We start from the raw sequence: 11,665 nt of genomic DNA, 5'->3' as shown, positions 1-11,665 counted from the left end.
CACGACGATCACGAGGACGAGCAGGGCGATCAGGGTCGCGGTGACCCAGAGCCGGGCGGCGCGCCGGTCCATGGTGCTCAGGCCTCCGGCGAGGTCGACGCCCGGTCCTGATCCCGGTCCTGCTCGCGCCGTGCGGCCCGGCGCTCGGCGGCCTCGAGGCGGGCGGCCACGGAGCGCTCGACGACCGTGTCGATGACGGCCGCCGCGCCCCAGCACACGGGGCCCACGACGGCCACGACGAGGACGACCTGGACGGCGAAGTCGAGCTGCGTCAGCCACAGCTCGATGCCGTCCCACCAGGTCGCGACGGCACGCAGCACGCTCACAGACGGTACGCCGGTGGGCACGCCGCCCGTCACCGCCCCAGGAAGTCCTCCAGCAGCGGGGCGACGATGCCGACCCGTCCGACGACCTCGCTGTGCTTCGTGCGGGGCAGGACGGCCAGGGCGGCGTCCGGGATCGCGTCGGCCATCGCGACCGCGTGGTCGACGCGCACGAAGTCGTGGTCGCCGATCATCACCAGCGTCGGGGCGGTGATCTCGGCGAGCTGCTCGGGCTTCCAGTTCTCCTCGGCGGTGACGATCGGGTCGAGCTTCGTGACCACCTGCTCGAAGGTGCTGATCCCGTACCGCTCGTACTCGGCGACCATCGCGGCGAAGTCGGCCTCGCTCGGCATGCGCGTCGAGGTGGCGTAGGTCGACGGGTCGTGGATCTCGGCGTGGTAGCCGTCCTTGCGGGTGTGCACGGCCGCGAGCACGAGGCGGTCCACGCGCGCGGGGTGGCGGACCGCCGTCTCGAGGGCGACCAGGCCGCCCCAGCTGAACCCGAGGACGTCGGCCCGCTCGAGGCCGAGGTGGTCGAGCACCCCGACGACGTCGTCGGCCATGCGCGCCAGGGTGATCTCGCGGTCCTCGGGGTCGGCGGTGCGCCCGTGGCCCTGGAGCTCGATCGGGATGACCCGGCGGTGCGGGGTGAGCAGGGGCATCAGGGCGCCGAAGCTCAGGGCCGGCGTCTGGGCGCCGCCGTGCAGCAGCACCAGCGGCGCGCCGGTGCCGTGGTCCTCGAAGGAGACGTCGATGCCGGGCAGGGAGGCGTACATGAGGGGGATCCTCCGGTCGGGGGTCGGTGCCGTCACCGGTGGAACCGCGCGACGGGCCCGAACTCATCGGGCGTTCGCCGACGAGTCCCGGATAGGTTGCGGGGCATGTTCGCGGTCTACGCCTCCGAGCCCAACGCCGACGACCCCCTCGCCGCCCTCGTGGTGGGCGAGCGGCCCGACCCCGAGGTGCCCGAGGGCTGGGTGCGGGTGAAGGTCGAGGCGGCGAGCCTCAACATGCACGACCTGTGGACGCTGCGCGGCGTCGGCATCAAGGAAGACCAGTTCCCGATGATCCTGGGCTGCGACGGCGCCGGGACGCTCGACGACGGGACGCCGGTCGTCCTGCACTCGCTCATGGGCGACCCGGACTGGAAGGACGACGAGACCCTCGACCCGCAGCGCAAGATGCTCACCGAGTGGGCGCAGGGCAGCTTCGCCGACTACGTCGTCGTGCCGAAGCGCAACGCGCTGCCGCGCCCGGAGGGCATGACGGCCACGGCCGGCGCGGTCATGGGCACCGCCTGGCTCACCGCGTACCGGATGCTGTTCACCAAGTCCGGGCTGCGCGGCGGCCAGACGATGCTCGTGCAGGGCGCCTCCGGCGGTGTGTCGACGGCGCTGATCCAGCTCGGGCGCGCGGCGGGCATGCAGGTGTGGGTCACCGGCCGCAGCGACGAGAAGCGCGAGCTGGCCCTGCGCCTCGGCGCCCACCAGGTGTTCGAGTCGAACGGCAAGCTGCCCGGCAAGGTCCAGGCGGTGTTCGAGACCGTCGGTGAGGCGACCTGGAAGCACTCGGTGCGCGCGCTGGTGCCCGGCGGGACGATCGTCTGCTCGGGCGCGACGTCGGGCAACCAGCCGCCCGCCGAGCTCGCCCAGATGTTCTTCCTGCAGAAGAACCTCGTCGGCTCGACGATGGGCACGCTCTCCGAGCTGCGCGACCTGCTCGACTTCGTCGCCGCCACCGGCATCGCACCGGAGATCGGCCAGGAGCTGCCGATGACCGACGCGGAGACCGGCTTCCGCTCGATGCTCGACGGCGTCACGGCCGGCAAGATCGTCTTCACCCGTTAGTCCCATGTGAGCGAACTTCGGGGCTATAGCCCCGAAGTTCGCTCACGTGTCCAGGAACCGCAGCAGGGCGTCGGTGACCGCGCCGGGCTGACGGGCGGGGAGCCAGTGGTCGCCGCCGGGCACCGGGACGTAGGTGAACGGGCCGTCGAGGTAGCGCGCCGAGCCGGTCATCTGCGCCTCGCCCAGCGCGACGTCGGCCGTGCCCAGCATGCCGAGCACCGGGATCGTCAGGCGCGGCAGCCCGAGCGGCGCCTCGTCGGCGAAGGTCCGCGGGTCGACGGTCGCGCGGTACCAGTTCAGCCCCGCGGTCAGCGCGCCCGGCCGGGCGAGGTCGGCGATGTGGGTGCGCGTCAGCTCATCGTCGACGCCCCGGTGCAGCCAGCGCCGCAGCAGCGCCCAGTCGTCGGCGGGCAGGGCCTCCTCGGCCACCCCCGGGAACTGGAACCACAGCATGTACCAGGACAGCGCGCGCTGCTCGAGGCCCGCGGCGCGGAACGCCTCGGGGTGCCCGACGGACAGGGCCGCGTAGCGCGTGACCCGGTCGCTGCGCATGGCCAGCGCCCAGCCGACGACCGAGCCGAAGTCGTGCCCGGCCACGGCGGCCCGCTCGACCCCGCGCTCGTCGAGGAGCGCGAGCACGTCGGCCACCGAGTGGCGGAGGCGGTAGGCGGCGACGTCGTCGGGCCGGTCGCTGTCGCCGAAGCCCCGCAGGTCCGGCGCGATCACCCGGTACCCGGCCGCCACGAGCGCGTCGATCTGGGGGCGCCACAGCGTCGCGCGGTCGGGGAACCCGTGCAGCAGGACCACGGCGGGGCCCTCCCCCGCGTCGATCACCGACAGCGTGATGTCGGGGAGGTCGACGCGCACGGGAGCCGTCACGCCGAGAGCCGTCCCGCCGCCGGTGCCGCCTCCGCGAGCACGGTGAGCGCGGCGCGGGCGAGCGCGTCGTTGGCCCGGAAGCTCAGCGCGTTGGTGTTCGGGCGCGTGAAGGCGCCGGGGAGCCGGACGTTGGTGTGCGGCCCGATCGCGAAACGGCAGGGGTCGGGGCGGCCCTGCGCGTCGACGAGCCGGAAGTCCGACGTGCGCACCCGCACCAGGCCGGTGTTGTGCAGGGTCACCGACGCCCCGGAGTGCGCGACCGCGGCGTCGGCGGCGTGCACGGCCGGCCCGGCGTCGCCGTCGGTGTGCTCCTCGCGCAGGGTCTCCTCGTCGAGCAGGCCCTCGGCGTGCAGCCCGGCGAGCATCGGGTCGTCGCTGCGGCTCACGCTCGGCGACGACAGGCGCGCCTCGACGAAGGTCCGCGCGGTCACCGCGATGCGGTCGAGCGAGGCGCTGGTGGCCCGGAAGCCCCCGTCGACGGGGGTGACCTGCAGCCCGGCGCCGAGGAACACGACGTACCCGGCGCGCGAGAGCGCGAGCAGCTGGCGCAGGCGCGGGCCGGGCGGGCCGCTGGCCAGCGAGCTGAAGAAGTTCTGCCACCACGCGAGGTCCTGGGCACGCGAGCGCGGCGTCAGCGCCGGCGTGCCCGCGAGCTCCGCGACCTGCGCGAACGCCGACAGCAGGCCCACGAACGCCCCGAGCTCGGCGGTGTAGCGGTCGTCGACGTGACGCTCGAGGTCGTCGAGGACGTAGGCGCGCAGGCGCTCCTGCAGGCTCGCGAGGTCGGGCGCGCAGACGTCCTCGAGGGGCCGGTCGATGCGCTCGAAGTCGAGGCGGTCGCTCGGGTCGGGCACGAAGCCCGCGACCAGCTCGTACATCGCCGGCGTGTACCAGTCGAGCGCGGCGTAGCGCAGCGCGAAGTCGTCCCACACGCCCCGCACGCGGTCGGGGTGGCCCGCGAAGAGCTCGTGGTAGTACGCCCAACCGACCTCCTTGGCCATGAGCGGCCACACGTCGCGCCGCAGGTCGACGTCCCCCCGGCGGACGAATGCGGCGATCTCGTCGGGCCCCAGGAACCGGGGCAGCGGCGGGCGCGGTCCGCGCAGCGCGTACTCGGTCTTGGCGTGGTACGGCACGCCGCGCCCGGAGCCGACGTGCACGACGGGCTCCTGCCCGGAGGGCTCGTAGTCGAGCGTGCCGTCGCCGCGGTCGTGGAACACCCCGCCGCGGCCCTCGAAGAGCAGGACCACGAGGTCGATGAACGCCAGTCCCATGCCCCGCGCGATCACCGTCTCCCCCGCCGGGATGCGGTCGAGGTCGGAGTCGGTGGTCTGCTCGGGCGGGAAGTAGAGCAGCCCGTGCTCGCGGGCGTGCGCGGCCAGCGCGGCCTCGGCCTCGGTGGGCGCGGCGTCGAGGTGGCCCGAGGCGAGGACGAGCACGTCGGCGCGCAGCTCGCCGCCGCCGTCGAGCAGCACCGTGTCCGGCGCGCCGCGGCGCAGCCCGACCGCGCGGGTGCGGTGGCGGTGCACGCGCACCTGGGGCGGCAGGGTCGCGAGCACGCGCCGCAGCACGAAGTCCAGGTAGTGGCTCTGCAGGCGCCGCGTCGCGAACGTGGCCGGCCCGAGGGCGCGCAGCTCGTCGCCGACCGGGCCGTCGGGGACCTCCTCGCCCTCGAGGTCGCCGTCGCGGACCGCCACCGCCCAGTCGTAGAGCGACGGGCCGGGCACGATCGGGCCCTCGCAGCGCACGCTGTCGTCGGTGAACATCGTGACGTCGGCGGCCATCGAGTTCATCCACAAGAGCGCCGACTGGTCCTCGCGCCAGATGCGGCCGGCGCCGTCCGGGTAGGGGTCGACGAGGTGCACGTCCAGGTCGTCGACGAACTCGGGCGCGCTCGCCGCGAGGCGTTCGAGGACACCGGTCCCGCGCGGCCCGCCCCCGACGATCACCACCGACCGTGGCATCTGCACCCTCCGCCGTCCGCTCGACCATCCACCGTAGGCGGGGCCCACCGGCCCGGCCACCGATCGGCGGCGTCGGGTGACGTACGGCCCAGTGGCGGCTCGGCCCGATGGGAGGCTCGGTGGCGATGCCTCCTCCCCTGATCGCCGTGACCGGCCGGCGTCGCAGCGCCGCGGGCCTGCACAGCGGCCCGCCGGCGCTCGACGCGCTGGAGATCGACGCCTACTTCACCGGCTACGCCACCCACGTCGCCGCGGCCGGCGGCCTGCCGCTGCACGTGCCGCGCGACACCGACGCGGGAGCGGTGATGGACCGCGCGGACGCCCTCCTGCTGACCGGCGGCAACGACGTCGACCCGGCGCGCTACGGCGCCGTTCCCGACGCGCACACCTCCGCGCTCGAGCCCGCCCGCGACGCCGCCGAGGTCGCGCTGCTCGCCGCCGCGCGCGAGCGCGGGTGCCCGGTGCTGGCGATCTGTCGCGGCATCCAGCTGGTCAACGTCGCGTGGGGCGGGACGCTGCACCTCCACCTGCCCGAGCACGCGGACACCCGCTGGCACGACGTCACCCTCGCCCCGGGCAGCGTCCTCGCCGGGCTGCACGGCACCGCGGCGCGCGTGAACAGCCTGCACCACCAGGGCGTCGACCGCGTCGCGTCCGGGCTGGCGGTCACCGCGACGGCACCCGACGGGCAGGTCGAGGGGCTGGAGGCGGACGGACTCGTGGCGGTGCAGTGGCACCCCGAGCAGCTCGACGACGTGCCGCAGCCCGAGTTCCGGTGGCTGGTGGGTGCCGCACGACCGGGGCCGCCCTGACCCCGCACGCACGACCGCGCCCGCCCGTGCGGGTGCACGGACGGGCGCGGGGGTGTGCTGCGGTCTAGCGCGGACGGCGCTGCGGGCGGCCGGGGCCGCGGCCGCTGCGCGCGGACGCCGCCTCGTCCCCGGACGCGCGGCGCAGGCCCATCGGGCGACCGGCGACGCGGGCGCGCTGCAGGCGCTTGACGACCGGGCCGGGCACGTCGGCGGGCAGCTCGACCAGCGTGTGGTCGGTGCGGATGTCGATGTGCCCGATGTGCGCCGAGTCGAGCCCCGCCTCGTTGGCGATGGCCCCGACGATGGCGCCCGGCCGCACGCGCTGGTTGTGGCCGACGTCGATGCGGTAGGTGTCGGTGCCCGAGCCGACGCTCCACTCGGGCGCCTTGCCGCGTCCCTGCCCACGCTCGGGCTTCGGGCCGCGCTTGTCGGTCCGCTCGCCGCGCGGCGGCGGGGCGGGCAGGTCCTCGACCAGCAGCGGCTTGTCGCCCTGGACCATCTTGGCCAGCGCGGCGGCCAGCTCCAGGGGGTCGGCGCCCGTCTCGGCGACGTAGTCGCCGACGATGCCGCGGAAGACGTCCATCGGGTCGCCGTCGGCGACGGTGCCGTCGAGGGTGCCGGTGATGCGCTCGGCGAACCGGCGCTTGCGCACCGCGTTCACCTCGTCGGTGCCCGGCACCGACATCTCCTCGGCCTTCTGCTTGGTGACGCCCTCGATCATCCGCATGGTGCGGATCTGGCCGCGGGTGACGAACGAGATCGCCTCGCCGCTGCGCCCGGCCCGCCCGGTGCGCCCGATGCGGTGCACGTAGGACTCGGGGTCGGTGGGCAGGTCGTGGTTGACGACCAGCGAGATGCGGTCGACGTCGAGGCCGCGGGCGGCGACGTCGGTGGCGACCAGCACGTCGATCTTGCCGGCGCGCAGGTCGCCGATCGTCTTCTCGCGCTGGGGCTGCGAGAGGTCACCCGAGATCGCCACGGCGGCGAAGCCGCGGCGGTTGAGAGCGTCGGTGACATCGGTGGTGTTCTGGCGGGTGCGCACGAACACCAGGCAGGCGTCGAAATCCTCGACCTGCAGGATGCGGGCGAGCGCGTCGGCCTTCTGCCGCTCGGGCAGCACGACGTAGCGCTGACGGGTGTTGACGCCGGTCTGCGTCTTCGACTTGATCGAGACCTCGGCCGGCGCGTTCAGGTGCCGCCGCGAGACCTCGCGGATGGCGCCCGGCATGGTCGCCGAGAACAGCGCCACCTGCCGGTCGGGGGGCAGCAGGTCGAAGATGTGCTCGACCTCTTCGAGGAAGCCCATCTGCAGCATCTCGTCCGCCTCGTCGAGCACGAAGTGCGCGACGTCGGTGAGGTCGAGCGTGCCCTTCTCGAGGTGGTCGGAGATCCGGCCGGGGGTGCCGACGACGATCTGGCCGCCGCGGCGCAGCCCGTGCAGCTGCGGGCCGTAGGGCGCGCCGCCGTAGAGCTGGACGACGTTCAGGCCGGGGACGCCGGCCCCGAGGCGCTCGATCGCCTCGGCGACCTGGATCGCCAGCTCGCGGGTCGGGGTCAGTACGAGTGCCTGCACCGACCGCTGCGCCGGGTCGATCGCCGAGAGCATCGGCAGCGCGAACGCGGCGGTCTTGCCGGTGCCGGTCTGCGCGAGGCCCAGGACGTCGCGCCCCGACAGCAGCAGCGGGATGGTCTCGGCCTGGATCGGCGTCGGGGTGTCGAACCCGGACTCGACCAAGGTGAGGAGCAGACGCTCGGCGACGCCGAGCGCGGCGAAGCCCGCGGCCGGGGTCTCCTGCTCGGGGTCCTCGGTCGCGTCGGTGTCGGTGTCCTCGGCGTCGGTGGCGACGTCCTCGAGGTCGTGCTGGTCCTCCGCGTCGGAGGAGGGGGAGATCACGTCGACGAGCTCGACGCCGTGATCGGAGAAATCTGAGTCGGACAGGACAGCAGCGTTGGTCACGTAGATCTTTCAGGAGAGGGAACTCGGACACGAGAGCTGTCCGCGGACCCGGTCACACTGAGAGGTCCCACCCAGGCCGACAGCTCGGCGTTGGTAACCAGTCTACGCGAGTGGATATTTCCGACCTGCCGGCCCGTCCACGGTCCGCCGGTGTCGGTCAGGACACGCTGAGCACCGCGTGCGTCCCGGCGGCGCCGTCGGCGGAACCCACCCGCCCGCGGCCCACCGGGACCTACTTCTTGGCCTTGTTCTTCTCGACCGCGTTCTGGTCGGTCGACAGCGCCGCGACGAAGGCCTCCTGCGGGACGTCGACGCGCCCGATGGTCTTCATCCGCTTCTTGCCCTCCTTCTGCTTCTCGAGCAGCTTGCGCTTGCGGGTGATGTCCCCGCCGTAGCACTTGGAGAGCACGTCCTTGCGGATCGCGCGGATGGTCTCGCGGGCGATGATCCGCGAGCCGATGGCGGCCTGGATCGGCACCTCGAACTGCTGGCGCGGGATGAGCTCGCGCAGCTTGCCGGCCATGTCGTTGCCGTAGGCGTAGGCGGCGTCCTTGTGCACGATCGCCGAGAACGCGTCGACGGGCTCGCCCTGCAGCAGGATGTCGACCTTCACCAGGTCGGCGGCCTGCTCGCCCGCGGGCTCGTAGTTGAGCGAAGCGTAGCCGCGGGTGCGCGACTTCAGGACGTCGAAGAAGTCGAAGATGATCTCGGCGAGCGGCATCGTGTAGCGCAGTTCGACGCGGCTGTCGGACAGGTAGTCCATGCCCTCGAGCGACCCGCGCCGCGACTGGCAGAGCTCCATGATCGGGCCCACGAAGTCCGACGGGGCGAGCACCGAGACCTTCGTGATGGGCTCGTAGATCGTCGAGACCTTGCCCTCGGGCCACTCGGCGGGGTTGGTGACCTCCACCTCGCCGCCGTCGTCGAGCTCGACGCGGTAGACGGTGTTGGGGGCCGTGGAGATCAGGTCCAGGCCGTACTCGCGCTCGAGGCGGTCGCGGGTGATCTCGAGGTGCAGCAGGCCGAGGAAGCCGCAGCGGAACCCGAAGCCCAGCGCGGCCGAGGTCTCGGGCTCGTAGGACAGGGCGGCGTCGTTGAGGCGCAGGCGGTCGAGCGCGTCGCGCAGCAGCGGGTAGTCCGAGCCGTCGATCGGATAGAGGCCGGAGTAGACCATCGGCTGCGGGTCGCGGTAGCCGCCGAGCGGCTCGGTGGCGCCCTTGCGCTCCCAGGTCACGGTGTCGCCGACCCGGGACTGGCGGACGTCCTTCACGCCGGTCATCAGGTAGCCGACCTCGCCGACGCCCAGGCCCTGGCAGGGCTTCTGGTCCGGCGAGATGATCCCGACCTCGAGCAGCTCGTGCACCGCGTTCGTCGACATCATGCGGATGCGCTCGCGCGGGGTGATCCGGCCGTCGACGACGCGGATGTAGGTGACGACGCCGCGGTAGGTGTCGTAGACCGAGTCGAAGATCATCGCGCGGGCCGGCGCGTCGGCGTCGCCCACCGGGGCGGGGACGCGGCGCACGACCTCGTCGAGGACGGCCTCGACGCCGTCGCCGGTCTTGGCCGAGATGCGCAGGACCTCGTCGGGCTCGCAGCCGATGAGGTGGGCGATCTCCTCGGCGTAGCGCTCCGGCTCGGCGGCCGGCAGGTCGATCTTGTTGAGTACCGGGATGATCTCGAGGTCGTGCTCCATGGCCAGGTACAGGTTGGCCAGGGTCTGCGCCTCGATGCCCTGCGCGGCGTCGACCAGCAGGATCGCGCCCTCGCAGGCGGCCAGCGAGCGGCTGACCTCGTAGGTGAAGTCGACGTGGCCCGGGGTGTCGATGAGGTGCAGGACGTGGTCGCGCATCTCGCCGTCGGGGCCCGCCGCGTACCAGGGCAGGCGCACGTTCTGGGCCTTGATCGTGATGCCGCGCTCGCGCTCGATGTCCATGCGGTCGAGGTACTGCGCGCGGTACGCCCGGTCCCCCAGCACACCGGTCATCTGCAGCATCCGGTCGGCCAGCGTCGACTTGCCGTGGTCGATGTGGGCGATGATGCAGAAGTTGCGGATCTGCGCGGGCGGCGTGAACGTCTCGTCCGCGAAGCCCTTGGTGCCCGGCCGTCCAGGGGTGCTGGCGGACTGCTGGGTGGTCTGGCTCAACGGGTTCCTCACGTTCTGGGTCGGCCGGCTCCCCACCATCGTCCCATGAGGCCCGCCCGCGTTCCGCGCGCAGCGGTGTTGCTAACCTTGTGGACACGTGTGAGGCGGTCGAGCGCCCCCGCGCGCTCCCGTGACGCCAGACAGCACCGACAGACGAGGTTCGAAGACTCCGTGGCGAACATCAAGCAGCAGGTCAAGCGCATCCGCAAGAGCGAAGAGGCGCGCCAGCGCAACAAGGCGGTGAAGTCGCGCATCAAGACCGCGATCCGCCGCTATCGCGAGGCCGTCGAGTCCGGCGACCAGGAGCAGGCCACCACCCGCCAGCGCGACGCGGCCCGCCTGCTCGACAAGGCCGTCAGCAAGGGCGTCATCCACAAGAACCAGGCGGCGAACAAGAAGTCGCGCATGGCCCACCGCGCCGAGCGCTTCACCGTCGATGCCAAGGCGGGCAAGACCCCGGCCTGACCGGCACCGCACTCCCGACGGCCCGTCCCCGCACCGCGGGGGCGGGCCGTTCGGCGTGTCGGGGGGTGTGTCGCGGTGTCAGCGGCGGCGCGTCGCTGACACCCAGCGTCCGTATTCTTCCGTCGATCATGGACGGACGGCGTCAGCGCCGGGCGTTCCCCCGCGCCGCGACGACGGCCTCGACGGCGTACTCGAGCGCGTAGGACGGGTCGGCGGCGGCGCCCTTGACGTTCGCGTTGAGGTCGGCCACCACGCCCATGGCGCGCGTGAGCCCCTCCCCCGACCAGCCGCGGCCGTTCTGCTGGCCGCGCTTCACCTTCCAGGGCGGCATCCTCAGCGAGGACGCGAGGCTGTAGGGGTCACCGCGCCCGGCGGCCGTCACCCGGGCCGCGGTGCGCACGCCGTCGGCGATCGCGTCGGCGACCACGACGTGGGGCACGCCGGTGTCGAGCGCCCAGCGCAGCGCCTCGAGCGCGCCCGCGCGGTCGCCGGTCATCGCGCGGTCGGCCACCGCGAACCCGGTGACCTCGGCGCGGCCCCGGTGGAACCGCCGCACGGCGTCGGCGTCGACGTTGCCGCCCGCATCGGAGGAGAGCTGGGAAGCGGCGGCGGCGAGCTCGCGCAGGTCGGAGCCGACGGCGTCCATGAGCAGGCCGAGCGCCTCACCGGTGATCTTGCCCCCGGCCTGGCGGACCTCGGCGCGCACGAAGTCGGCGCGCTGGTCGTCGGACAGGGCCGACGCCGACGCCTCGGTGGCCCCCGTCGCGCGCAGGCCCTCGAGCAGCGCGTCGCCCTTCGCGCCGCCGCCCTTCGCCGGCTTCGCGGCCCCGCGGCCGGCCGGGCGGCGCCCCTTCGCGCCCTTGGGCGGGCCGCGGTGCACGACGACGAGCGTGACGCCCTCGCTGGGCGCCTTCGCGTACTCGAGCAGCAGGGTGGTGACCTCGGCGCCCGCGTCGTGGCCGTTCTCCACCACGACCACCCGCGACTCGGCGAACAGCGACGGGCTGACCAGCTCGCCCAGCACCCCGGCGGTCAGCTCGCCGGCCGGGAGCCTGCTGACCTCGACCGCCGGGTCGGCCTCGCGGGCCGCCGCGATCGCCCGCACCACCGCCCGCTCGACCAGCAGCCCCTCGTCGCCGACGACGAGGTGTACCGGCGCGGGGGCCTCGGGCGCGCTGGTCGGGCTCACGGCGTCATCGTTCCACGGCCCGCCGACAGCCCGGGCGCGCCTCGATCGGCGTGCGTGAGGCGCGTCTCGGCGTGCCGGTCCTC

General features: G+C 73.6%; 10 protein-coding genes. 3 read left to right on the top strand and 7 right to left on the bottom strand.

Translation table 11 applies throughout. The features are described from left to right. Positions 1-77: 77 nt before the first annotated feature. On the bottom strand, positions 78-320 hold the full coding sequence (locus ACFPK1_RS20325; protein ID WP_378022758.1) for a hypothetical protein: 243 nt from the start codon (positions 318-320) through the stop codon (positions 78-80). 35 nt (positions 321-355) lie between these two features. After that, positions 356-1,099, bottom strand: coding sequence for an alpha/beta fold hydrolase (locus ACFPK1_RS20320; protein ID WP_378022757.1), 744 nt, complete (start codon positions 1,097-1,099; stop codon positions 356-358). Positions 1,100-1,204: 105 nt separating this feature from the next. Here ACFPK1_RS20320 and ACFPK1_RS20315 point away from each other — a divergent pair, with 105 nt between their 5' ends. Continuing rightward, positions 1,205-2,170, top strand: a complete 966-nt coding sequence (locus ACFPK1_RS20315; protein WP_378022756.1) for a quinone oxidoreductase family protein — start codon at positions 1,205-1,207, stop codon at positions 2,168-2,170. Positions 2,171-2,212: 42 nt separating this feature from the next. On the opposite strand, the gene ACFPK1_RS20310 is transcribed toward ACFPK1_RS20315, so the two are convergent. Continuing rightward, entirely contained in the window at positions 2,213-3,049 is an 837-nt protein-coding gene (locus tag ACFPK1_RS20310; protein ID WP_378022755.1) for an alpha/beta fold hydrolase, read from the bottom strand. Next, positions 3,046-5,013 carry an FAD/NAD(P)-binding protein gene (locus ACFPK1_RS20305; RefSeq protein WP_378022754.1) on the bottom strand — a complete coding sequence of 656 codons (1,968 nt, stop codon included), beginning with the start codon at positions 5,011-5,013 and terminating at the stop codon, positions 3,046-3,048. The genes ACFPK1_RS20310 and ACFPK1_RS20305 overlap by 4 nt, the downstream gene beginning before the upstream one ends. A gap of 125 nt (positions 5,014-5,138) precedes the next feature. Here ACFPK1_RS20305 and ACFPK1_RS20300 point away from each other — a divergent pair, with 125 nt between their 5' ends. Beyond that, positions 5,139-5,825 carry a gamma-glutamyl-gamma-aminobutyrate hydrolase family protein gene (locus ACFPK1_RS20300; protein WP_378022753.1) on the top strand — a complete coding sequence of 229 codons (687 nt, stop codon included), beginning with the start codon at positions 5,139-5,141 and terminating at the stop codon, positions 5,823-5,825. A gap of 64 nt (positions 5,826-5,889) precedes the next feature. On the opposite strand, the gene ACFPK1_RS20295 is transcribed toward ACFPK1_RS20300, so the two are convergent. Both ACFPK1_RS20295 and lepA read right to left on the bottom strand, forming a co-directional pair. Further along, positions 5,890-7,782, bottom strand: coding sequence for a DEAD/DEAH box helicase (locus ACFPK1_RS20295; RefSeq protein ID WP_378022752.1), 1,893 nt, complete (start codon positions 7,780-7,782; stop codon positions 5,890-5,892). Between the two features lie 232 nt (positions 7,783-8,014). Next, complete coding sequence (lepA, locus tag ACFPK1_RS20290; RefSeq protein WP_378022751.1) at positions 8,015-9,928, bottom strand: translation elongation factor 4; 1,914 nt, start codon at positions 9,926-9,928, stop codon at positions 8,015-8,017. A 171-nt stretch (positions 9,929-10,099) separates the two neighbouring features. On the opposite strand from lepA, the gene rpsT reads away from it, so the two are divergent. After that, positions 10,100-10,393 carry a 30S ribosomal protein S20 gene (rpsT, locus tag ACFPK1_RS20285; protein ID WP_378022750.1) on the top strand — a complete coding sequence of 98 codons (294 nt, stop codon included), beginning with the start codon at positions 10,100-10,102 and terminating at the stop codon, positions 10,391-10,393. Between the two features lie 142 nt (positions 10,394-10,535). Here rpsT and holA read toward each other — a convergent pair whose 3' ends face one another. Continuing rightward, on the bottom strand, positions 10,536-11,582 hold the full coding sequence (gene holA, locus ACFPK1_RS20280) for a DNA polymerase III subunit delta (protein ID WP_378022749.1): 1,047 nt from the start codon (positions 11,580-11,582) through the stop codon (positions 10,536-10,538). Positions 11,583-11,665: the final 83 nt, after the last annotated feature.

The organism is Actinomycetospora rhizophila (genome assembly GCF_042657905.1).
GTDB lineage: Bacteria > Actinomycetota > Actinomycetes > Mycobacteriales > Pseudonocardiaceae > Actinomycetospora > Actinomycetospora rhizophila.
This window is presented reverse-complemented; position numbering and strand designations above follow the sequence as displayed.